Below are 23585 nucleotides of genomic sequence, written 5' to 3'. Positions count from 1 at the left end.
CCGACCATCGTCCGGCTGGCCGCGACCGCGCATGCGACTGCTGGGCCGCGAGTGGAGCAGCTTCCAGGTGTGCGGGATGGCGGGCCTCCTGCTGGGCGCCTCGCTGGCGATGTGGCTGGCGGGGCCGACGGGTCTGTCGCGCGCCGTGCTCTGCAGCCTGCTTGGCGTGGCGGCCATCGTGTTCCTCACGCTGGCGATGGCGACCAAGGTGCTCACCGGGAGGGAGTCGCTCGTCTACTACCACCACGAAGTGGCGATCCTTGCGTGCTGCGCCCTGGTCCTTCGTGTTCGCGGGCTGCCGGTGCTGCCGTACCTCGACCTCACGGCACTCGGCCTGGGCGTGTTCCTGGCCTGCGGGCGCCAGGGTTGCCTGATGGTGGGTTGCTGCCATGGCAAGCCGCATGCGTTCGGCGTCGCCTACAGCGAGTCTCATGCCGACGAAGGCTTTCCGCATCGCTATGTCGGCGTCCGCCTGTTTCCGGTGCAGGCCCTCGAATCGCTGCTGGTGCTGGCCATCGTCTGCGGCGGCACGCTGCTCGTGCTGCAAGGCCGGGCGCCCGGGACGGCGCTGTCGTGGTATGTCGCCACCTACTCGACCTTGCGCATCTGGCTGGAGGAACTGCGCGGCGACGCGCTGCGGCCTTACTGGCACAGGCTTTCCGAAGCGCAGTGGACTTCGATGCTCATTCTCTTGGGCGTCGTGGTCGGTGAGTGGACGGGCCGCCTGCCGATGGCGCCAGGGCATCTCGCCATGCTCGCGTTTGCCGTGCTGTCGATGGCGTGGCTCGCTATCGGCAGGTCTTCCGTCCGGTCGCTCGTGCTGGCCGGGCACGCGGGGAGATCGCCGACATCGTGCAGGCGGCGCCTTCATCGGCGCAGTGCATCGATGTCAGGCGCACTTCGTTGGCGATCTGCCTCTCCACGCAGGCGCTGGAAGACTCTCGATCCCTCCTGGTTTCCTTGTCCCGGGCCGACAGGCGGCTCACGGCGGAAGAAGCACGCACGCTCGCGCGGCTGATCGCGCGCCTGGCCTCTGCCGGAACGAACCGCCGTCGGGAGCTGCTGGACAGCCAGCGCGGCGTGTTTCATTTGATCCTGCGCGGCGAGTCGCGCTGAACGGAGGTGTGAATGGATGACCCCCTGGGCGACGGGCTTCGACGGCTCCGTCAAGGCAGAGCCGGGAGCGCAGACCGTCACTTGCCGCCGCGCACGGTCCTGCGTCTGCAGCAAACGCTGGGCAATCGAGAGGTCGTGCGCCTGCTGGCGGTCTCTCCGTCCTCGACACCGCCGGCGTCGTGCGCGCCGACCGAGGTTCCCCGCGTGCCGCTGCGCACGCGCCTGGCGATCGCCTGGGGACGAATGAAGCGCGGCAAGGCCGGGAAGGACTGACGTGGACAGACGATCTGCGGCCCCGGAATGCATCCTGGGCATCGACATCGGCTCGACCACCGTCAAGACCGTGGTCGTCGATGCGGCGACGCGCGCCATCCTCTGGTCCGACTATCACCGCCACGAGACGCGCCAGGCCGCGGCACTCGATGCGCAGTTCTGCGCCATCGAATCGCGCTTCGGCGGCGTACCGCCTGCGTCGATGCGCGCCTTCATCACCGGCTCGGGTGCGCCGCCGCTCGCCCCGCTCATCGGCGCGAAGTTCGTGCAGGAAGTGAACGCGGTGACCCTTGCGGTCGATGCCTTGCATCCGGACGTGGGCAGCGTGATCGAACTGGGCGGGCAGGACGCGAAGATCATCATCTACAAGCCGGCGCCCGAAGGCGCCCATGCCTCCGCCCGGCGCGTGATCGCCTCGATGAACGACAAGTGCGCCTCGGGCACCGGCGCGACCATCGACAAGTGCGTGATGAAAGTGGGGCTGCCGTCCGGGGCACTGGCGAGGCTCGCATGGAATGGGGACAAGCTGCATCCCGTGGCCGCCAAATGCGGCGTGTTCGCCGAGACCGACATCGTGGGCCTGGTGAAGTCGGGCATTCCCGCGCCGGAGGTCATGTGTTCGCTGGCGGATGCGATCGTGGCGCAGAACCTGTCGGTGCTCACACGCGGACATACCCTGCAGCCGCGCGTGCTCCTTCTCGGCGGGCCGAACACGTACCTCCCGTTCCTCCAGGCATGCTGGCGGCAACGCATCGTCGAACTCTGGCGGGCACGCGGCCACCCATGCGTGCGCGACATGCCGCCCGAGGAACTCGTCTTCGTCCCGGACAACGCCGAGCTGTATGCCGCCTATGGCGCGGCGGTCTACGGACTCGGCGAGCGGGCAGAGACGGGGCGCTACCTGGGCAGCGCCGCGCTGCGCGCCTCGCTGGCTGAAGGACGAGGCTCCGGCGGCAGGCACGCCGAGGGCCCCGCGCTGGTGGCGAACGATGAAGAGCGCGACGCCTTCATCGAACGCTTTCGCGTGCCGGTCTTCGTCCCTGCAACGTTCGCGCCAGGCCGCCTGGTCGAGGGCTACGTGGGGATCGATGGCGGGTCGACTTCGTCGAAGGCGGTGCTGCTCGATGCCGAGGGCGAACTGCTTTTCAAGCACTACCAGCTCTCGGAGGGCAATCCGATCGCGGATGCGAAGCGGATCCTGGCGCGGCTGCGCGAATTCGTGGCGGGGCAGGGCGCCTGCCTGCGCGTGCTCGGTCTCGGCGCGACCGGCTATGCGGCGGACATCCTCGAAGAGACGATCGGCGCGGACGCGAACATCGTCGAGACGGTGGCGCACATGATGTCGGCCACGCGCCTCTTCGATGACGTGGACGTGGTGTGCGATGTCGGCGGGCAGGACATCAAGGTGCTTTTCATGGCGCACGGGGACATCCGCAACTTCCGGCTCTCCAACCAGTGCTCGGCGGGCAACGGCATGTTGCTGCAGGCCATGGCCCGCCAGTTCGGCGTCGCGATGGAGGACTACGCCGCGACGGCGTTCAGGGCAAGGCACAGCCCGCAGTTCAACTACGGTTGCGCGGTGTTCCTCGACACCGACCGCGTGACCTTCCAGAAAGAAGGCTACGCGCGCGAAGAGCTGATGGCCGGCCTCGCGCTCGTGCTGCCAAAGAACATCTGGCAGTACGTGGTGCAGATTCCACGGCTCGCGCAGCTCGGCCGGGTCTTCGTGCTCCAGGGCGGAACGCAGAACAACCTTGCCGCGGTCAAGGCGCAGCATGACTACATCGTCCATCGGGTGCCGGGTGCCGTGGTGCGCGTGCACCCGCATTGTGGCGAGGCAGGTGCGATCGGCGCGGCGCTCGAGGCGAGGCGTGTGGTCATGCGCCGTGGCACCAGCCGGTTCGTGGGGCTCGATGCGGCGATCGGCCTCGGCTACACCACGCGCAACGACGAGAGCACCGTTTGCCACTTCTGCGCCAATGCGTGCAAGCGCACGTTCATCGACGCGGCAACGCCGGGCGGCAGGACGAGCCGCTACATCGCCGGCTTCTCCTGCGAGAACGGAACCGTGGAATCGAAAGAGGCGCTCAAGGCGCTGATCACGCAGCGAAACTCGCTGAAGTCGCGGTTCCCGAATCTGGTCGACTACGAGGCCGAACTGGCCTTCAAGTCCTTCCATCAGCCGGAGCCGTTGCCCGAGGCCGGCACGCCGGTCGGGGACGTGCGCGTTCGCAGGGCATGGAAGACTTTCTACCTCGGCGTGACGCGACGGACTTTCGAGCGAGGCTTCGAGCGATCATGCAGCGAGAGCGCGGCATACCGCGCGCGTCTGCGCATCGGCATCCCGCGCGTGCTCAACATGTACTCGACCGCGCCGCTGTTTCGAACCTATTTCGAAGCGCTCGGCGTCGCCAGTCGTGGGGTCGTGTTCTCCGACTTCACGAGCGAGGCCTTGTGGGAGGCGGGCAGCCGCTACGGCTCGATCGACCCGTGCTTTCCATCCAAGGTGGCGCTGGCGCACGTTCACGACCTGTTGCTGGTCAGGCACAGGACCCGCCCGCTCGACTTCATCTTCTTTCCCTGCCTGACCCATCTGCCGAGCTTCGTGCGGGGCATGCCCGACACGACGGCCTGTCCGATCGTCGCCGGTGTGCCCAAGGTCGTTCGTGCCGCATTCACGAAAGAGGGAGACCATTTCGCGCAGGCTGGCGTGGCATATGTCGACCCGGCGATCACCCTGAACGAGCCGCACTACATGAAGAAGCAGATGTTCGAGGCCTGGGGCGACCGGTTGCGCGTGACGCGCGACGAGAGCGATTTCGCGGTGGAGCAGGGGCTCGCGGCGATGCGGGCCTTCGACAGCGAGATGCAACGACGCGGATTGCTGCTGCTGGAGCGCCTCGAAGAGGAGAACAAGGTCGGCATCCTCATGCTGGGACGTCCCTATCACAACGACCCGGGCCTGAACCACGGCGTGCTGGACGAGTTCCAGGCGTTGGGCTATCCGGTGTTGTCGATCCGCTCGATACCGAAGGAGCCGCAATGGCTGGCGCGCTTCTTTACGGACGACGAAGCGCAGCAGAGCGATGCGCTTCGCATCGCCGACGTCTGGCCGGAGGCCTACTCGACCAACAGCGCGGAGAAGGTGTGGGCCGCGAAGTTCGCCGCGCGGCATCCGAACCTGGTCGTGCTCGATCTCTCGAGCTTCAAATGCGGCCACGATGCGCCGACGTACGGGATGATCGACGACATCGTTGGCGCGAGCGCAACGCCCTATGCCGCGTTGCACGACATCGATGCCAACAGGCCGTCCGGCTCGATCAAGATCAGGGTGCGGACCTATGCGCATGCGCTTGCGCGGCATGCGGAGCACCTGGAGGACCTGCGCAAGGCGCGCACGGAGCTTGAGCGGCGGATTGACCAGAAGCGGCGGGAACTGACGGCGGCTCGTCGCGCCGGCGCGAAATCCGCGCGGCCCGATGTCCTCGACCAGGCTTACGCCTCGTACCTCGCCGAAGAAAAGCCGCTGGTGTTCGCGCGGCCCGAACCGGTGCACGACCTCGCCTGCGGCATGTCGCCGTCTTCGAACGTGCATCCGATCACCATCCATCGGTGGCGCCCGAAATCCGCCACCGAGCCGGACCATGCGCGGAGGCTGGCATGACCAGGGCTTCGGATGCGGCGCCCCGCACGGTCGTCTGGCTGCGAGACGAAGCGGCATGCGCCGCCGGGATCGAGGAGGAACTGCGCCGCTTCGAACGCGAAGAGCGTGCCCGTCTGGGTCTTGCCGTGAAGCCGCCGGTGCATTGGCGCGATGCCGCACCGGCGCGCTTCACGCGGGCCCAGCGCGAGCACACCACCTTGCTGTGCGGCGGCCTGACGCAGGCACAGGACTTGTTGATCCAAGGCGCGCTCGCGAGCATCGGCTACCGGGTCCGTGTCCTCGATGTGCCGGACAACGAGGCGTTGCGCTTCGGTCGCGAGTTCGGCAATCGCGGCCAGTGCAATCCGACCTATTTCACCGTGGGCAATCTCGTGAAGCACCTCGTCGCGCTGCGCGACGTGCAGGGTCTGAGCACTCGCGAGATCGTCGAAGGCCATGTGTTTCTCACTGCGGGGGCATGCGGTCCATGCCGCTTCGGAACCTACGCCACCGAATACCGCAAGGCACTGCGCGATGCCGGCTTCGAGGGCTTTCGCGTGCTGCTGTTCCAGCAGCAGGGGGCTCAGGCAGGCCTGCGGCGAAGGGGATGGCCTGGCGCTCGATCGCAGGTTCTTCCTGGCGGTGCTGCGCGCGGTCGTGGCCGGCGACGTGCTGAATGCGATGGGCTATCGCATGCGCCCCTATGAATTGAATACGGGCGCAACCGACAGGGCGCTGGATCGCTGCAAGGCCTTGCTGCACGACGCGCTCGCGCGTCGAAGAAGCATGCTTGCCGCGCTGTGGAAGAGTCGCCGTCTGCTCGCGGCGGTTGCGCTCGACCGTTCGCAAATCAAGCCCATGGTCTCGGTCATCGGCGAGTTCTGGGCCATGACGACCGAGGGCGACGGCAACTACCGACTCCAGCGCTTTCTCGAAGCCGAGGGCGCCGAGGTCGATGTGCAGCCGGTCACCGCCTGGCTGCTCTACAACATCTGGCAGGTGAAGTGGGACACACGGCGCCGCATGACCCTGCCTGCGCATGACGATGCGCGCCATGGCCTGGCCGGAAAGAATCCGGTGCGCAGGATGCTTTCGATGACGGTGGCGGAGTTCGCGTTGCGTGCCGTGTTCGGGCTCTATGCGGCACTGCTGGGGCTTCGGAACGCCCATCTGTCGGACTTCGACGAGATCGCGACGCTCTCGCATCCGTACTACGACAACCATCTCCGCGGCGGTGAAGGCCACATGGAAGTCGGCAAGCTCATCCAGAGCGTGCAGCAGCGCAAGGCGCACATGGTGGTCAGCGTCAAGCCTTTCGGCTGCATGCCGTCCTCGGGCGTGTCGGACGGCGTTCAGTCGCTGGTGACGGAGAAGTATCCGCATGCGATCTTCTGCGCCATCGAGACCACGGGAGACGGCGCCGCCAACGCGTACAGCCGGGTGCTGCGGGACCTGTTCAAAGCGAAGCTCGCCATGAGCCAGGAGCCTCGGCGGCCGGACTCTTCGGACAGGCCGCGATGGCGTCGATGTCAGGATCGCTGATCCCGGTGCGCCGCAAAGACGGCATCACCGGGATATCACCACGCTCAGTTGGTCGGCCCGTTGTACGGGTAGTAGCTGTTGTTAGGGTAGTACCCAGGGTAGTAGTAGGAGTTGCGCTGGTCGACGCTTCTGCCCACCTGGTTGCCGATCAGGCCGCCGACGGCGGCACCGCCAACGGTGGCCGCCGGGTTGTGGCCGATCGCGTGCCCGATGACTGCGCCACCGGCTGCGCCGGCCGCGGTGCCGAGTTGCTCGTTCGGTCCGGCGGCACAACCGGCCAGCGTCATGACAGAGGCGGCGACAGCCGCCGCGATCCAGAGTCGTGTGATCATGGTGTTCTCCTTCAGTGCGAGCTTGATGACGCTCGGGGAGCGCCGCAGTGCGTTGGGAGCGACGATGTCTTTCCTAGGCGTGCTTGATGAGCCGGACGATGATCAGCAGCACGATCGCTCCGACGGTGGCGACGACCAGACTTCCGATGAAGCCGCCGCCGCCGGAGAGGCTCAGCGAGCTGAACAGCAAGCCCCCGAGGAACGCGCCGACCACGCCGACGACCAGGTCGCCGACGATTCCGAAGCCGCCGCCCCTGACGAGCATTCCGGCAAGCCAGCCTGCGAGCAGGCCAATGATGAGAAACCAGAGCAGACCCATACGAATCCCTTCGTGCGGCAATGCCGACAGTTGTGAAGCTTTCCGGATCAGGAGCGCGCTTCAGGGCTCAGGATCACGAGGGGCGCACCACGATCGCATTGCGCACGCCACGCACGCCCTTGACGTCTGCGGCCAGCATCTCGGCGGTCCGCCGCTCTTCAGCGCTGCGTGCGAATCCTGAGAGCATCACGGTGCCATTGAGCGTCTCGACCTTGATCGCGCCGGCATTGACCTGATCGTTCTTGACGAAGCGGCTCTTCACGACCGTGGTGATCGTGGCATCGTCGACATACGCGCCGACGGATTCCTGGCCGCGGCTTACTGCACAACCGGTGCCGGCGAGCAGGGCCGCGACGGTTGCGGCGAGCGTCAAAGTATTGCGAAGTTGCATGATCATCTCCTTGGTTGACTCGGAATCTGGCGCGGCCACGGCCCCGCCACCCAGGCTTGCGCCCTTGCGCTTGGGCTCCAGGTTGCGAGCGTGGCCGCGGCCGCTCTTTTGTTTCCCGCTGCAAGGCTTGGCGTTCTTGCTTCTCGGTATGGACTGGATGCTTTCACTATAGGAACCGGGTGCGATGACCTGCATCGGAGCAGCACCTCCGCGCCTGTAGGACAGCTGCGGATGAGGTTGACGGCATGGCGTCACGATGCCGCGTGCGGCGTCTACGAGATCGGCATTCTTCTTGTCCCCCGGGCGCACTGTCTCGATTCGCACACGGCCCTCTGTCTCGATGCAGCTTCCCGATCCAATATTGCCGTGCCTTCGTGATGCCGCTACGATGAATCCGGGGACCTGGGAGCGCTTCCATTGCAGCTCGGAGCACAAGGCAACGCCTTTCGGCTTGTTCGATGCGAGGGATTGCGCTATCGATTTGATTTAGCCAACTGCAACAGGCATGAACATCCTTCATCTCACCCGCATCGCGCTCGGCGCGTCTCTCGCACTGCTGCTCTCCCCGAGCCACGCGTTTTCCAGCGCCCCGGTGGCCGCCGAAAACGGCATGGTCGTGAGTGCGCAGCATCTGGCAAGCAATGTCGGCGTCGACGTGCTCAAGCGCGGCGGCAACGCAGTCGATGCCGCAGTCGCCGTGGGCTATGCGCTCGCGGTGGTCTATCCCGCGGCCGGCAACCTGGGCGGGGGCGGCTTCATGACCATCCAGTTGGCGGATGGCCGCAAGACGTTCCTCGACTTCCCGCGAGAAGGCCCCGCTCGCGGCAACCGCCGACATGTACCTGGACAAGGACGGGAACGTGATCAAGGGAGCCTCCACCAAGGGGCATCTGGCCGTGGGCGTGCCGGGCAGCGTCTCGGGCATGGAGTACGCGCGTGAGAAGTACGGCACCATGAAGCGCGCGCAGCTGATCTCTCCGTCCGTTCAACTGGCCGAGAAGGGATTCGTGCTTCAGCAGGGTGATGTCGACCTGCTGCGCACCGCGACGAAGGATTTCCAGGAAGACCAGGCTTCGGGCGCCATCTTTCTGAACAAGGGCGAGCCTTACAAGGCGGGCGACCGACTCGTCCAGAGAGACCTCGCGCGCACCTTGCGCGAGATCAGCAACAAGGGCACCGACGGCTTCTACAAGGGCTGGGTGGCCAAGTCGATTGCCGATTCGAGCAAGGCGGGCAAAGGCATCATCACGATGGAAGATCTGGCCCAGTACAAGACGCGCGAACTGGCGCCGGTCGAGTGCGACTACCGGGGCTATCACGTGGTGTCCGCACCGCCGCCGAGTTCGGGCGGCGTGGTCATCTGCGAGATGCTCAACATCCTCGAAGGCTATCCGCTGAAGGATCTGGGCTGGAACTCGGCCCAAGGATCTCATTACATGATCGAAGCCATGCGCCACGCCTACGTCGACCGCAACAGTTATCTCGGCGATCCGGACTTCGTGAAGAACCCGCTCGACCGCCTGCTGGACAAGGGTTACGCCGAGAAGATCCGCGGGGTGATCGATCCGAAGAAGGCCGGAGTCTCCAAGGACATCAAGCCCGGCGTGCCGCCGCATGAAGGCAGCAACACGACGCACTACTCGATCGCGGACAAGTGGGGCAACGCGGTGTCGGTCACCTACACGCTCAACGACTGGTTCGGCGCCAAGGTGACCGCGCCCAGGACGGGCGTGCTGCTCAACGACGAGATGGACGACTTCACCGCGAAGGTGGGCGTGCCCAATCTCTACGGTCTCGTGCAAGGCGAAGCGAACAAGATCGAGCCGGGCAAGCGGCCGTTGTCGTCCATGAGTCCGACCATCGTGACCAAGGACGGCAAGCCTGTGATGGTCGTGGGCACGCCGGGCGGCAGCCGGATCATCACCGCGGTTCTGCAGACCATGATCAATGCGATCGACCACGGCATGAACGTTCAGGAGGCGGTGGATGCGCCGCGCTTCCACCAGCAGTGGCTCCCTGACGTGACCAACGTCGAGACGTTCGCTTTTTCCGCGGACACGCGCAAGATCCTCGTCGACATGGGTCACAACCTCGGTGCGCCGCAGCCTGCCAACCACCTGGCCGCCATCATCGTGGGTGCGCCCTCGCTGGGCGGCAAGCCGGTGGCGAACAATCGCTTCTACGGCGCCAACGATCCGCGCCGCAATACCGGCCTCGCCGCCGGCTATTGAGGCTCTGGGCGAGCGTGCCCGCGGCCTGTCGTTGTGCCTGAGCCTCCTGCGGATGCGTGCGCGCGCCGCAGCAACTGGCGATCGGCCCCGCCTGGCCTGGCGAGACCCAAACTTTTTGCGAGGCCTCAATGCAAGATCACACGCCCTGGATGCCCGGTGACGATGGTGCGGTGCGCAAGCACGCGCCGGCCACTTTGCGCAACCGCGAGCCGATCGCAGAGATGTTGCGGGAGGAATTGCCGGTTGCCGGCAAAGTGCTCGAAGTGGCGAGCGGGTCTGGCGAGCATTGCGCTTTCTTCGCGGAGCTTTTCCCCGGCCATTTCTGGCAGCCGACCGATCCAGACCCAGGTGCGCTCGGCTCGATCGCAAGCTGGTGCGCGGGGCTCGGCAACGTCTTGCCGCCGCTCGCGCTCGATGCCGCGTCGACCCATTGGCCCATCGATACCGCCGATGCAGTGCTGTGCATCAACATGGCGCATATCAGCCCTTGGGAAGCGACACTCGGGTTGGTCGCAGGCGCCGAGCGCCTGTTGGTCAAGGGCGAGCCGTTGATCCTCTATGGCCCGTGGCGGCGCGAGGGCGTGGCGACCGCGCCCTCGAACGAAGCGTTCGATGCGTCGCTCAGGGCGCGCGATTCGCGCTGGGGACTGCGGCGGGTAGAGGATCTCGACACCGCCGCCGACGCGCGCGGTTTCGCACGCACGCGGCTGGTCGAGATGCCGGCGAACAATTTGATGCTGGTCTATCGTCGCTAGCGCAGTATGTCGATCGTCGTTTCGCGGCTGCAGTCAGCTCGCACCGCATATCTTGTTGTTGTTGCGCGAGACTGTCAGTTCCTCGCAAGCAGCCTGCGAATAATTATGAATTCAGTTTTTGGCCATTCCGAAATCTGAACATGGAGACAAGCCTCATGGACCGCTATGCAGAGTTCTATCGCCGTTCCATCGACGCGCCGGAAGCCTTCTGGGCCGAGCAGGCGAAGCTCATCGACTGGAAAACGCCACCCGGGCAGATCCTCGATGCGAGCCAGCCGCCCTTCGTCAAGTGGTTCGCCGGCGGAACGACCAATCTCTGCCACAACGCGGTGGACCGGCATCTCGCGAGCCGTGGCGACCTGCCCGCGCTGATCTTCGTCTCCACCGAGACCGGCGTCGAAAGGACCTATTCCTTCCGCGAGCTTCACGCCGAAGTCCAGCGCACCGCCGCGAGCCTGATGGAACTCGGCGTGGGCAAGGGTGACCGGGTGCTGATCTACATGCCCATGATTCCGGAGGCCGCGTTCGCGATGCTGGCGTGCGCGCGCATCGGCGCGATCCACTGCGTGGTGTTCGGTGGTTTTGCGAGCGGTTCGCTGGCGTCGCGCATCGAGGATGCGACGCCGAAGGTCGTCGTGAGCGCCGACGCCGGTTCGCGCGGAAACAGGGTGCTGGCGTACAAGCCGCTCCTGGACGAGGCGATCCGTCTGTCGGCGCACAAGCCCCAGGCCGTGCTGCTGGTGGACCGGGGCCTCGCGCCCATGGATCTGGTGGCGGGGCGCGACCATCTCGCCGCTGTGCTGCGCGACAGGCACATGGATGCGCAGGTGCCGTGCACCTGGCTGGACGCCACGGACATCAGCTACACCATCTACACGAGCGGCACCACCGGCAAGCCCAAGGGGGTGCAGCGCGACACCGGCGGCTACGCGGTGGCGTTGGCCGCGAGCATGAAGCACATCTTCGACGGCCGCGCGGGCGAAACCTACTTCTCGACCAGCGACATCGGCTGGGTTGTCGGGCACAGCTACATCGTCTACGGCCCGCTGATCGCGGGCATGGCGACCATCATGTACGAGGGACTCCCCACGCAGGGCATCGACCGGGAGCCGGACGGCGGTATCTGGTGGCGCCTCGTCGAGAAGTACAAGGTGACGGTGATGTTCAGTGCGCCGACGGCAGTGCGCGTGCTCAAGAAGCAGGATCCCGCGCTCTTGAAGAAATACGACCTTTCGAGCCTGCGCGCACTGTTCCTGGCCGGGGAGCCGCTCGACGAGCCCACCGCGCGCTGGATCAGCGACGGCCTGGGTGTGCCGATCATTGACAACTACTGGCAGACCGAATCCGGCTGGCCGATCCTCACGGTGGCCAACGGCGTCGAGCGCATGCCGAGCAAGTTCGGCAGTCCGGGCATTCCGATGTACGGGTTCAAGGTCAAGATCCTCCACGAATCGACCGGAGAGGAACTCACCGGCGCCAACGAGAAAGGCGTCGTCGTCATCGAGGGGCCCACGCCGCCGGGCTTCATGCAGACGGTGTGGCGGGACGATGCCCGTTTCGTCAACACCTACTGGAAGAGCATTCCGGGCAAGACGGTCTATTCGACCTTCGACTGGGGCATCCGGGACGAGGACGGCTATTTCTATATCCTGGGGCGCACCGATGACGTGATCAATGTCGCCGGACATCGGCTCGGCACGCGCGAGATCGAGGAAAGCATCTCCGGGCATCCGGGCGTGGCGGAAGTCGCAGTGGTTGGCGTCGCCGATGCACTGAAGGGGCAGGTGGCGCTGGCGTTCGTCGTCTCGAAGGAGGCTGCGGCGGCCACCGATGCCGATCTGGCGTTGCGGCTGGAGGGGGAAATCATGAAGCGGGTTTCCGACGACCTCGGCGCGCTGGCCCGGCCCGCGCGGGTGCGCTTCGTGACGGCGCTGCCCAAGACCCGCAGCGGCAAGCTGCTGCGCCGCGCGATCCAGGCCGTCTGCGAGCACCGCGACCCCGGGGATCTGACGACGATCGACGATCCGAGCACGCTCCAGCAGATCAAGCAGTTGCTCTGACACCACTGCATCCTCAACTGTCGCCAGGGCCGGTCGCCTCGGGTTTTCCCGATCGGTGGCACAATGCGCGATGTACTCCGGCCCTTCCCAGCCACAGTCGCATCCGCCAATCGGTTCAGCCGTGTCGCGGAAGGTTTCCTAACCAGCTCGTGCCTCCCTCAGGGAAGCGAAGGTCAGCGCAATATGAGCGATTCCTCGTCGGCTCCGTCCGTCTACTCCGCCTATCAAGGCAATACGTACCTCTTCGGTGGCAACGCGCCATATGTCGAAGAAATGTACGAGAACTACCTCTCCAATCCCGGTAGCGTCCCCGACAACTGGCGTGCCTACTTCGACGCCCTGCAAAACGTGCCTGCCACCGACGGCAGCCACACCAAGGACGTTCCCCACCTCCCGGTCATCAATGCTTTCGCCGAGCGTGCCAAGGCGGGCACCACCAAGGTGGTCCACGCCAGCGGCGCCGATTCCGAACTCGGCCGCCAGCGCACCGCCGTTCAGCAGCTGATCGCCGCCTACCGCAACGTCGGCGCCCGCTGGGCCGACCTCGATCCGCTCAAGCGCGCCGAGCGTCCCGCCATTCCGGAGCTCGAGCCCTCGTTCTACGGTTTCTCCGACGCCGACATCGAGACGGTGTTCAACACGAGCAACACCTTCTTCGGCAAGGACACGATGTCCCTGCGCGACCTGCTCAACGCGCTGCGCGAAACCTACTGCGGCACCATCGGCGCCGAGTACATGTACATGACCGACCAGGCGCAGAAGCGCTGGTGGCAGCAGAAGCTGGAAAGCGCCCGCACCAACCCCAAGCTCACCGCCGACCAGAAGAAGCGCGTGCTGGACCGCCTCACCGCTGCCGAAGGCCTCGAGCGCTTCCTCCACACCAAGTACGTCGGCCAGAAGCGCTTCTCGCTCGAAGGCGGCGAGAGCTTCATCGTCTCGATGGACGAGCTGATCAACCAGGCCGGCGCCCGTGGCGTGCAGGAAATCGTCATCGGCATGGCCCACCGCGGCCGCCTGAACGTGCTGGTCAACTCGCTGGGCAAGCTGCCCGCGGACCTGTTCGCGGAGTTCGACCACACCGCCCCCGAAGACCTGCCGAGCGGCGACGTGAAGTACCACCAGGGCTTCAGCTCGGACGTCTCGACCCCCGGCGGCCCGGTTCACCTGAGCCTCGCGTTCAACCCCTCGCACCTCGAAATCGTCAACCCGGTGGTCGAAGGATCGGTGCGCGCCCGCATGGACCGCCGCGCCGACCCGCTCGGCAAGCAGGTGCTGCCGGTCATCGTGCACGGCGACGCGGCCTTCGCCGGCCAGGGCGTCGTGATGGAAACGCTGGCGCTGGCCGAAACGCGCGGCTATTCCACCGGCGGCACGGTGCACATCGTCATCAACAACCAGATCGGCTTCACCACCAGCGATCCGCGCGACAGCCGCTCGACGCTCTATTGCAGCGACATCGTCAAGATGATCGAGGCGCCGGTGCTGCACGTGAACGGCGACGATCCCGAAGCCGTGGTGCTCGCCACCCAGCTCGCGCTCGAATTCCGCATGGAATTCCAGAAGGACGTGGTCGTGGACATCGTCTGCTTCCGCAAGCTCGGCCACAACGAGCAGGACACCCCGGCGCTCACGCAGCCGCTGATGTACAAGAAGATCGCCCAGCACCCCGGCACGCGCAAGCTGTATGCCGACAGACTGGCCGCTCAGGGCCTCGGCGACACGCTCGGCGACGACCTGGTCAAGGCGCAGCGCGCGGCCTTCGACGCGGGCAAGAACACCACCGACCCGGTCATCACCAACTTCAAGAGCAAGTACGCGGTCGACTGGGCGCCGTTCCTCAACAAGAAGTGGACCGATGCCGGCGACACCGCGATTCCGCTCGCCGAATGGAAGCGTCTTGCCGAGCGCATCACCAAGTCGCCGGACCATTTCACCGTGCACCCGCTGGTCAAGAAGGTGCTCGACGACCGCGCGGCCATGGGCCGCGGCGAAGTCAACGTTGACTGGGGCATGGGCGAGCACATGGCCTTCGCCTCGCTGGTCGCCAGCGGCTACCCGATCCGCCTGTCGGGCGAAGACTGCGGCCGTGGCACCTTCACGCACCGCCACGCCGTGCTGCACGACCAGAACCGCGAGAAGTTCGATGAAGGCACCTACGTGCCGCTGCAGAACGTGGCCGACAACCAGGCGCCGTTCGTCGTCATCGACTCGATCCTGTCCGAAGAAGCCGTGCTGGCCTTCGAATACGGCTACGCCTCGAACGACCCCAACACGCTCGTGATCTGGGAAGCGCAGTTCGGCGACTTCGCCAACGGCGCTCAGGTCGTGATCGACCAGTTCATCGCCTCGGGCGAAGTGAAGTGGGGCCGCGTCAACGGCATCACGCTGATGCTGCCGCACGGCTACGAGGGGCAGGGTCCGGAGCACAGCTCGGCCCGCCTCGAGCGCTTCATGCAGCTGTCGGCCGACACCAACATGCAGGTCGTGCAGCCGACCACCGCCAGCCAGATCTTCCACCTGCTGCGTCGCCAGATGGTGCGCAACCTGCGCAAGCCGCTGATCATCATGACGCCGAAGTCGCTGCTGCGTAACAAGGACGCGACCTCGCCGCTGTCCGAGTTCACCAAGGGTGGCTTCCAGACGGTCATCCCTGACGTCAAGGACCTCAAGGCCGAGAAGGTCAAGCGTGTCATCGCCTGCTCGGGCAAGGTGTACTACGACCTGGCCAAGAAGCGCGAAGAGAAGGGCTTCGACGACGTGGCGATCATCCGCGTCGAGCAGCTCTATCCGTTCCCGCACAAGGCTTTCGGCGCCGAACTGAAGAAGTACCCCAATCTTGCCGATGTCGTCTGGTGCCAGGACGAACCCCAGAACCAGGGTGCGTGGTTCTTCGTGCAGCACTACATCCACGAGAACATGCAGGAAGGCCAGAAGCTCGGCTACGCCGGCCGCGCCGCGTCGGCGTCGCCGGCCGTGGGCTACTCGCACCTGCACCAGGAACAGCAGAAGGCGCTCGTCGATGCGGCCTTCGCGAAACTCAAGGGCTTCGTGCTGACCAAGTAAGAAGAACTCGAACCATCTCACAAGAAACACGAAGCGGAACCAGAAATGTCCATCGTTGAAGTCAAAGTCCCCCAGTTGTCCGAGTCCGTGGCCGAAGCCACCATGCTGCAGTGGAAGAAGAAGGCCGGTGAAGCGGTCGCCGTCGATGAAATCCTGATCGAGATCGAGACCGACAAGGTCGTGCTCGAAGTGCCGGCGCCCGCCGCCGGCGTGCTGGCAGAGATCGTGGCCGGCGACGGTGCGACCGTCGTGGCCGATCAGCTCATCGCCAAGATCGACACCGAGGGCAAGGCCGGTGCTGCCGCGCCCGCCGCTGCGCCTGCGGCGGCTCCGGCTGCCGCTCCCGCAGCGGCTGCTGCCGCCGCTGGCGGCACGTCGAAGTCCGACGTCGCCATGCCTGCTGCCGCCAAGCTGCTCGCCGACAACAAGCTCGCTACCTCCGACGTGACCGGCACCGGCAAGGACGGCCGCGTCACCAAGGGCGACGTGCTGAGCGCAGTGGCCGGCGGCGCGACCGCCAAGGTCGCCGCGCCCGTCGCGATCCCGACCGGCGCCCCGAAGACCGCGCTGCCGCAGGTCGCTGCACCCGCCACCGCGCCCGACCTGGGCGAGCGTCCGGAACAGCGCGTGCCGATGAGCCGCCTGCGCGCCCGTATTGCCGAGCGTCTGCTGCAATCGCAATCGACCAACGCGATCCTGACCACGTTCAATGAAGTGAACATGGCGCCCGTCATGGAAATGCGCAAGCGCTTCCAGGAGAAGTTCGAGAAGGAACACGGCGTCAAGATCGGTTTCATGAGCTTCTTCGTGAAGGCTGCGGTGCACGCGCTGAAGAAGTACCCGGTGCTCAACGCCTCGGTGGACGGCAATGACATCGTCTACCACGGCTACTTCGACATTGGTATCGCCGTCGGCTCGCCGCGCGGCCCGGTGGTGCCGATCCTGCGCAATGCCGACCAGATGAGCTTCGCCGATATCGAGAAGAAGATCGCCGAATACGGCGCCAAGGCGCGCGACGGCAAGCTGGGCATCGAGGAGATGACTGGCGGCACGTTCTCGATTTCGAACGGCGGCGTGTTCGGCTCGATGCTGTCGACCCCGATCATCAACCCGCCGCAGTCGGCCATCCTCGGCGTGCACGCGACCAAGGACCGCGCTGTCGTCGAAAACGGCCAGATCGTGGTTCGCCCGATGAACTACCTGGCGATGAGCTACGACCACCGGATCATCGACGGCCGCGAAGCCGTGCTGGGCCTGGTCGCGATGAAGGAAGCGCTGGAAGACCCCGCGCGCCTCTTGTTCGACATCTAAGGAGCACCGGATGTCTGACAAGCAATTCGACGTCGTCGTCATTGGCGGCGGCCCCGGCGGCTACATCGCCGCGATCCGCGCGGCGCAGCTCGGCTTCAACGTGGCCTGCATCGACGAGTGGACGAACTCCAAGGGCGGCCCCGCCCTCGGCGGTACCTGCACCAACATCGGCTGCATCCCCTCGAAGGCACTGCTGCAATCGTCCGAGCACTACGAGCACGCGGGCCATGCCTTCGCGGATCACGGCATCAAGGTCGAGGGGCTCGGCATCGACGTCGCCAAGATGCTCGCGCGCAAGGACAACGTCGTGAAGCAGAACAACGACGGCATCGTCTACCTGTTCAAGAAGAACAAGGTCGCGTTCTTCCACGGCCGTGGCTCGTTCGTGAAGGCTTCCGAAGCCGGCTACGAGATCAAGGTCGCTGGCGCCTCTGAAGAGAGCATCACCGGCAAGCACGTCATCGTGGCGACCGGCTCGAACGCGCGTCCGCTGCCGGGCGCCCCGTTCGACGAGGAGAACATCCTCTCGAACGACGGCGCGCTGCGCATCGGCGCGGTGCCGAAGAAGCTCGCGTTGATCGGCTCCGGCGTGATCGGCCTCGAGATGGGCTCGGTGTGGCGCCGCCTCGGTGCCGAAGTGACCGTGCTCGAAGCGTTGCCGACCTTCCTCGGCGCAGTCGACGAGCAGATCGCCAAGGAAGCCAAGAAGGCCTTCGACAAGCAGGGACTGAAGATCCACCTGGGCGTGAACGTCGGCGAAGTCAAGTCGGGCAAGAACGGCGTGAGCGTCGCCTACACCGACGCGAAGGGCGAGGCGCAGAAGCTCGACGTGGACAAGCTGATCGTCTCGATCGGCCGCATCCCCAACACCATCGGACTGAACCCCGAGTCGGTCGGCCTCAAGCTCGACGAGCGCGGCGCGATCGTGGTGGACGACGAGTGCAGGACCAGCCTGCCGAATGTCTGGGCCATCGGCGACGTGGTGCGCGGCCCGATGCTCGCGCACAAGGCGGAAGAAGAGGGCGTTGCCGTGGCCGAGCGCATTGCCGGCCAGCATGGTCACGTCAACTTCAACACGATCCCGTGGGTGATCTACACCTCGCCGGAGATCGCGTGGGTCGGCCAGACCGAGCAGCAGCTCAAGGCCAGCGGCCGTGCGTACAAGGCCGGTACCTTCCCGTTCCTCGCGAACGGCCGTGCCCGGGCACTGGGCGACACGACCGGCATGGTGAAGTTCCTGGCCGATGCGGCCACGGACGAGATCCTCGGCGTGCACATGGTGGGCCCGATGGTCAGCGAGCTGATCTCCGAAGCCGTCGTCGCGATGGAGTTCAAGGCCAGCGCCGAAGACATCGCACGCATCTGCCACGCGCATCCTTCGCTGTCCGAGGCGACGAAGGAAGCGGCGCTTGCCGTCGACAAGCGCACGCTGAATTTCTAACCACCCCCGTTGCTTGCTCACTTCGTGTAGCCGCCTCCCCCTCCAGGGGGCGACACCTTCGGCCCGGCAAGGCCGGTTCCGAGGTGTCTCCCGTGCGGGCTTCGCCTTGCTCGCCGCGAGCGGCCGCCGTCACTTTCAATGCCTGCATCGATATGTCCGTAAAGGCCGCCTACGAGGCCGAGCTGGCGGCGCGGGGGTTCAAGAGCGACCCTGCGCAGCTGCGTGCCGTGGAAGCGCTCGATCGCTGCGCCCGCGAGTGGGCCGAGTACAAGGCGCAGCGTTCCAACGCCTTCAAGAAGCTGATCAACCGGCCGGAGATCCCGCGTGGGGTCTACATGTACGGTGGTGTCGGCCGCGGCAAGAGCTTCCTGATGGACTGCTTTTACAACGCGGTCCCGCTGCGGCGCAAGACGCGGCTGCACTTCCACGAATTCATGCGCGAGGTGCATCGCGAACTGGCCGAGCTGCAAGGCACGGTCAATCCGCTGGATGAACTCGGGCGTCGGATCGCCAAGCGGTACAAGCTCATCTGCTTCGACGAGTTCCATGTCGCGGACATCACGGACGCGATGATCCTGCATCGCGTCCTGGCGGCGCTCTTCGCGAACGACGTCGGCTTCGTCACCACGTCCAACTTCAAGCCCGACGATCTGTATCCGGGCGGGCTGCATCGCGATCGCATCCTTCCGGCGATCCGGTTGCTCAACGAGAAGCTGGAGGTCGTCAATGTCGACAATGGCACGGACTATCGCCGCCGCACGCTGGAACAGGTCCGGCTCTACCTCACACCGAATGGTGCCGAGGCCGACAGGGAGATGCGCGAGGCCTTCGAGCGGCTGGCGGAGTCCGCGGACGAAAATCCCGTGCTGCACATCGAGGCGCGCGAGATTCACGCGTGCCGCAAGGCCGGGGGTGTGGTCTGGTTCGATTTCAAGACGCTGTGCGGCGGTCCGCGTTCGCAAAACGACTATCTCGAGATAGCGACCCAGTTTCACACGGTCCTGCTCTCGGATGTGCCCCACATGCCGGTGCGAATGGCGTCGGAAGCCCGGCGCTTCACCTGGCTGGTGGACGTGTTCTACGACCGGCGTGTGAAGTTGATCATGTCGGCCGAAGTGCCGCCCGAACAGTTGTATACCGAAGGGCCTCTGGCCCACGAATTTCCGAGAACCGTTTCGAGGCTCAACGAGATGCAATCGGCCGAATTCCTGGCTCTGGAACGCCGTATCGTCGATACCCGCTTGACATGAAAGCCACGCTTGCTGCCGTCCTGATCGGGCTGTCTGCCCTGCCTCTCTGGGCGCAGACGACGGCCACAACCGCCGGTGCGGACTTCGATGCCGAGCGCGCCCGCCTCGGGGACGAACAGAAGGCGATCGACGCGCGTTACCTGACCGAGCAGCAGGCCTGCTACAAGAAGTTCGCGGTCGAGGACTGTCTCCGGGACAGCCGTCGCCGACGGCGCACCGCGACCGACGACATCAAGCGTCAGCAGGCGGCCATCAACGATTTCGAGCGCAAGCGCCGGGGTGCTGCCGAGCTCGACAAGCTCGAGCAGCAGAACTCGTCGCAGAAGGCGCAGGATGCCGATGCCCAGCGCGAGCAGTCGCTGAAGTCGCAGCAGGACCGCGAGCAGCGTGCGGCCGATCATGCCGCGAGCCGTGCCGGGGCCGCCGCCCAGGAGGCGGAGAACCGCCGGCAGTTCGAGAAGAGGCAGCACGAGCATGCCGAAGAGCAAGCCGACGTCGCCAAACGAAAGGCCCAGGCACCGGTGGCGCATGCCGAATACGAAGAGAAGCAGCGCAAGGCCGCGGAGCATCGCGCCGAGCTGGAACGTAGGAATGCGCAGAGGGACAAGCCGCGATCGGCACCGCTGTCGGAGCCTGGCGCCGCAGCTCCTGCGCCTGCGGCGCCCAAGAGCCCCTGACGCCCCTGACGCCCTTGACGTTCTTGCCGATCCTCAATCGGCGGGCGGAAGCTCCTCGAGCTTCAGCACGGCAATCGAAATGTTGTCGCCGGTGCCGCGCGCGCGCCGGCGCGCTTCGGCAACCAGCAACTCGACGGCCGAGCGCGGCGGCTGGTCGGCCAGGAGAGAGCCCATTTCTTCCGGCGTGAAGTAGTGCCAAAGCCCGTCGCTGCAGGCCATGAGCACATCGCCGGGTTGCAGGCTCGGGATCAGGTGGACATCCACCGGCGGCGGGGTCGATTTCATGCCCAGACAGCCCAGCAGGATGTTGCTCTGCGGGTGGAGGCTCGCTTCCTCTTCGTCGATCTCGCCGCGATCCACCAGGACCTGGACATATGAATGGTCCTTGGTGCGCTTCACGAGGCGGCCTCGATGGAAGTGGTAGATGCGCGAATCGCCGGCATGCACCCACGCGCAGTCGCCTTCGGGATTCAGCAGGAAGGCGGCCAGCGTGCTGTGGGGTTCCTGTTCGCTGGAGACGGCCGTGAGCTTGATGACCGTGTGCGCGTCCTCGAGCATCTGCCGGAGCACGCCGACCGGTTCGTCCCGACCCGGCTTGTAGCGCGCGAATAGCTGGCGTGCCGTCAGGAGGACCTGATCGGACGCCTTGCGCCCGCCGCTGCGTCCACCCATGCCGTCGGCGACGACGCCGAGCACGCAGCCCGGTACCCGGGGGTGGGAGAGGACCATGACCTGGTCCTGCTGATAGGGTCGATCGCCCTGGTGGAGGCCGGTGGCGGCAACGAGTCGAAAGCTTCGTGTCATGCAGGCGCAGGGGCGCCAGTGGCGCGGTCTCTCATGGATTTTTGTTGCAGCGAAACGAAGACGTATTATCGAGCGAACACAGGCAGGGGAAGCCCCCGCTGCCTGTGCCGTTCGTGAATTGCGCCCGTTGGACTCCAATCTTCATTCCCTTTCCCGTCAGCTCATCGAGCTGCGGATCGAGCACGCCGACCTCGATGCCTCGATCGATCGCCTGGCGGACGCCGTCTCGCGCGACGAACTTCTGCTGCGCCGCCTGAAAAAGAGGCGCCTCGCGTTGCGAGACGAGATTGCGCGCCTCGAACGCCTGCTCGATCCCCAAGAGCCCGCCTGATGTCGCTCGAGCAGGAAGTGCGCGAGGCGTTTGCGCAGGATGGGGTGCTTTCGCAGGCGGCGGAGCAGTTTCGCGAGCGCGAGGGGCAGACGCAGATGGCGCTTGCCGTTGCCCGCACCATCGCCCAGGGCGGTGTGCTCGTCGTCGAGGCCGGGACCGGCGTGGGGAAGACCTTCTCCTATCTCGTGCCGGCACTGCTGAGTGGTGAGCGCGTTCTGCTGTCCACCGCGACGAAGACGCTGCAGGACCAGCTCTTCGGCCGTGATCTGCCGCGGCTCGTGGCTGCCCTTGGCTTGCCGGTGCGCACCGCCTTGCTCAAGGGGCGGTCCAGCTATCTGTGCCTGCACCGGCTCGACCTCGCGCGCCATGACGCTTCGCCGGAACGCGCCTCGTTGCGCACGCTGGCGAAGATCGAGCAATGGTCCAAGGCCACGCGCACCGGCGACCTCGCTGAACTGCCGGGCCTCGACGAGCGCTCGCCGTTGATCCCGCTGGTGACTTCCACGCGGGAGAACTGCCTGGGCGCCCAGTGCCCGCAGTTCAAGCCCTGTCATGTCAATCTCGCCCGGCGCGAGGCGATGGCGGCGGACGTGGTGGTCATCAACCACCATCTGTTCTTCGCCGATCTCGCCGTGCGCGAATCGGGCATGGCGGAATTGCTGCCGACGGTGCGGGTCGTGGTGTTCGACGAAGCGCACCAGTTGAACGAAACCGGCGTCCAGTTCCTCGGCGTCCAGCTCGGCAGCGGACAGGCGCTGGACTTCGCACGCGACTTGCTCGCGGCCGGACTTCAGCACGCGCGGGGACTGGTCGACTGGCAACAACTGGCGGCCGGAATCGAACACGCGGCACGGGAACTTCGGCTGTCGGTCGGCAAACAGTACCCCGGCAGCAAGCTGCGCTGGTCGGGCGGATCGCCGGACGGGGTTTCGGTGCAGGCGTGGCAAGGTGCGCTGGAAGCGTTGGGGCAGGCCTTCGCCGAAGCGGCGCGCGGCCTCGATACGGTGAGCGAACTGACGCCGGATTTCGTCCGGCTCCACGAGCGGGCATTGCAGCTTTCCGAACGCGCGTCCCGGTTCGCCGAAGCCTGTCCCTCCGGATCGGTGCGCTGGGTGGACGTGGGCTCGCACCTGCGACTGGTCGAATCGCCGCTCGACATTGCAGAGGCAGTGCGCGCGCGCGTTCTCAAGTCGGATGCGGCCGAGGCCGACGATGACGGCCGTGCATGGGTGTTCACCTCGGCCACGCTGGGCGACGATCCGCAGCTCAAGTGGTTCACCGAACCCTGCGGACTCGACGACGCCGAAGTGCTGCGTGTCCGGAGTCCCTTCGACTATGCGCGCCAGGCCGCGCTTTACGTGCCGCGCCGATTCCCCAAGCCCAGCGATCCCGCGCACGGGCACCAGGTGGCGCAGCTCGCCGCCCATGGCGCTCGCCGCCTCGGCGGCCGCACGCTGGTGTTGACGACGACCCTGCGCGCTTTGCGCACGGTGGGCGACGCGATCCGGCAGGACTTCGAGACGCTGGAGCCGGCGGAGCGACCCGAGGTGCTGGTGCAGGGCGAACTGCCCAAACGCATGCTGATGGATCGCTTCCGCGAAGGTGCGGCGCAAGGGCGTTCCGGCTGCGTGCTGGTCGCATCGGCGTCCTTCTGGGAAGGCTTCGATGCGCCCGGCGATGCCTTGCAGCTGGTGGTGATCGACAAGCTGCCGTTTCCGCCGCCCAATGACCCGCTGGTGGAGGCGCGCTCCCAGCGCCTCGAGTCGCAAGGCCGGAGCGCGTTCAGCGACTACTCGCTGCCCGAGGCGGCTGTGGCGCTCAAGCAGGGCGCCGGCCGGCTGATCCGGCGCGAAACCGACACGGGCGTGCTCGTGATCTGCGACACCCGGCTTGTCGCGATGGGTTACGGCCGCCGCTTGCTCGCCGCGCTGCCGCCGATGCGGCGCATCGAGGACGAGGCTGGCTTCGAGGATGCGCTGGCGGCGCTCAAGAACGGCGTGGGATAAGCGAAGCCGGCGCGGCCCGGCTCAGGGCACTCTCGGAACC

18 protein-coding genes and 1 pseudogene are annotated in these 23585 nt (G+C 66.0%); 15 read left to right on the top strand and 4 right to left on the bottom strand.

The features are described 5' to 3' along the window. Positions 1 to 31: 31 nt before the first annotated feature. From ACQ858_RS12080 to ACQ858_RS12060, 5 genes are all read left to right on the top strand, one after another. On the top strand, positions 32 to 1018 hold the full coding sequence (locus ACQ858_RS12080; RefSeq protein WP_431272986.1) for a prolipoprotein diacylglyceryl transferase family protein: 987 nt from the start codon (positions 32 to 34) through the stop codon (positions 1016 to 1018). 110 nt (positions 1019 to 1128) lie between these two features. Next, positions 1129 to 1389 carry a hypothetical protein gene (locus tag ACQ858_RS12075; protein WP_431272985.1) on the top strand — a complete coding sequence of 87 codons (261 nt, stop codon included), beginning with the start codon at positions 1129 to 1131 and terminating at the stop codon, positions 1387 to 1389. A gap of 1 nt (position 1390) precedes the next feature. After that, positions 1391 to 5053 (top strand): BadF/BadG/BcrA/BcrD ATPase family protein, encoded by a 3663-nt coding sequence (locus ACQ858_RS12070; protein ID WP_431272984.1) that lies wholly within the window; start codon positions 1391 to 1393, stop codon positions 5051 to 5053. After that, positions 5050 to 5739 (top strand): hypothetical protein, encoded by a 690-nt coding sequence (locus ACQ858_RS12065; RefSeq protein ID WP_431272983.1) that lies wholly within the window; start codon positions 5050 to 5052, stop codon positions 5737 to 5739. Before ACQ858_RS12070 ends, ACQ858_RS12065 begins: the two co-directional genes overlap by 4 nt. Continuing rightward, positions 5675 to 6574 carry a hypothetical protein gene (locus ACQ858_RS12060; RefSeq protein WP_431272982.1) on the top strand — a complete coding sequence of 300 codons (900 nt, stop codon included), beginning with the start codon at positions 5675 to 5677 and terminating at the stop codon, positions 6572 to 6574. Before ACQ858_RS12065 ends, ACQ858_RS12060 begins: the two co-directional genes overlap by 65 nt. A 44-nt stretch (positions 6575 to 6618) precedes the next feature. On the opposite strand, the gene ACQ858_RS12055 is transcribed toward ACQ858_RS12060, so the two are convergent. From ACQ858_RS12055 to ACQ858_RS12045, 3 genes are all read right to left on the bottom strand, one after another. Next, positions 6619 to 6906 (bottom strand): glycine zipper 2TM domain-containing protein, encoded by a 288-nt coding sequence (locus ACQ858_RS12055; protein WP_431272981.1) that lies wholly within the window; start codon positions 6904 to 6906, stop codon positions 6619 to 6621. 73 nt (positions 6907 to 6979) lie between these two features. Further along, positions 6980 to 7225, bottom strand: coding sequence for a GlsB/YeaQ/YmgE family stress response membrane protein (locus ACQ858_RS12050; protein WP_431272980.1), 246 nt, complete (start codon positions 7223 to 7225; stop codon positions 6980 to 6982). A 73-nt stretch (positions 7226 to 7298) separates the two neighbouring features. After that, positions 7299 to 7616 (bottom strand): BON domain-containing protein, encoded by a 318-nt coding sequence (locus ACQ858_RS12045; protein ID WP_431276844.1) that lies wholly within the window; start codon positions 7614 to 7616, stop codon positions 7299 to 7301. A 505-nt stretch (positions 7617 to 8121) separates the two neighbouring features. On the opposite strand from ACQ858_RS12045, the pseudogene ggt reads away from it, so the two are divergent. From ggt to ACQ858_RS12005, 8 genes and pseudogenes are all read left to right on the top strand, one after another. Further along, a pseudogene (gene ggt / locus ACQ858_RS12040) lies at positions 8122 to 9847 on the top strand (gamma-glutamyltransferase). 149 nt (positions 9848 to 9996) lie between these two features. Continuing rightward, positions 9997 to 10602: a DUF938 domain-containing protein gene (locus ACQ858_RS12035; RefSeq protein WP_431276843.1), complete on the top strand. Its 606-nt coding sequence runs from the start codon at positions 9997 to 9999 to the stop codon at positions 10600 to 10602. A gap of 155 nt (positions 10603 to 10757) precedes the next feature. Continuing rightward, the gene (locus ACQ858_RS12030) at positions 10758 to 12662 is read left to right on the top strand and encodes a propionate--CoA ligase (RefSeq protein ID WP_431276842.1); all 1905 of its coding nucleotides are present in this window, start codon (positions 10758 to 10760) and stop codon (positions 12660 to 12662) included. 183 nt (positions 12663 to 12845) lie between these two features. Continuing rightward, on the top strand, positions 12846 to 15725 hold the full coding sequence (locus ACQ858_RS12025; RefSeq protein ID WP_431272979.1) for a 2-oxoglutarate dehydrogenase E1 component: 2880 nt from the start codon (positions 12846 to 12848) through the stop codon (positions 15723 to 15725). 45 nt (positions 15726 to 15770) lie between these two features. Next, positions 15771 to 17036 (top strand): 2-oxoglutarate dehydrogenase complex dihydrolipoyllysine-residue succinyltransferase, encoded by a 1266-nt coding sequence (gene odhB / locus ACQ858_RS12020; protein ID WP_431272978.1) that lies wholly within the window; start codon positions 15771 to 15773, stop codon positions 17034 to 17036. Positions 17037 to 17046: 10 nt separating this feature from the next. Then, positions 17047 to 18477 (top strand): dihydrolipoyl dehydrogenase, encoded by a 1431-nt coding sequence (lpdA, locus tag ACQ858_RS12015; RefSeq protein ID WP_431272977.1) that lies wholly within the window; start codon positions 17047 to 17049, stop codon positions 18475 to 18477. A 152-nt stretch (positions 18478 to 18629) separates the two neighbouring features. Further along, positions 18630 to 19727, top strand: a complete 1098-nt coding sequence (gene zapE / locus ACQ858_RS12010) for a cell division protein ZapE (protein ID WP_431272976.1) — start codon at positions 18630 to 18632, stop codon at positions 19725 to 19727. After that, positions 19724 to 20404 (top strand): hypothetical protein, encoded by a 681-nt coding sequence (locus ACQ858_RS12005; protein ID WP_431272975.1) that lies wholly within the window; start codon positions 19724 to 19726, stop codon positions 20402 to 20404. The genes zapE and ACQ858_RS12005 overlap by 4 nt, the downstream gene beginning before the upstream one ends. Positions 20405 to 20437: 33 nt before the next feature. Here the strand turns inward: ACQ858_RS12005 and ACQ858_RS12000 are convergent, their stop codons facing one another. Next, a complete protein-coding gene (locus ACQ858_RS12000; protein WP_431272974.1) occupies positions 20438 to 21208 on the bottom strand; it encodes a PP2C family protein-serine/threonine phosphatase in 771 nt (256 codons plus the stop codon). 127 nt (positions 21209 to 21335) lie between these two features. Between ACQ858_RS12000 and ACQ858_RS11995 the strand changes: the two genes are divergently transcribed. Continuing rightward, positions 21336 to 21539, top strand: a complete 204-nt coding sequence (locus tag ACQ858_RS11995) for a DUF465 domain-containing protein (RefSeq protein ID WP_088957422.1) — start codon at positions 21336 to 21338, stop codon at positions 21537 to 21539. After that, positions 21539 to 23545, top strand: a complete 2007-nt coding sequence (locus ACQ858_RS11990; RefSeq protein WP_431272973.1) for an ATP-dependent DNA helicase — start codon at positions 21539 to 21541, stop codon at positions 23543 to 23545. Before ACQ858_RS11995 ends, ACQ858_RS11990 begins: the two co-directional genes overlap by 1 nt. The last annotated feature ends 40 nt before the right edge of the window (positions 23546 to 23585 follow it).

This window comes from Variovorax ureilyticus (assembly GCF_050632185.1).
GTDB classification, from domain to species: Bacteria; Pseudomonadota; Gammaproteobacteria; order Burkholderiales; family Burkholderiaceae_C; genus Variovorax; species Variovorax ureilyticus_A.
Note: the sequence above shows the minus strand (reverse complement) of the source record. Positions and strands in the feature narration are given on the sequence as shown.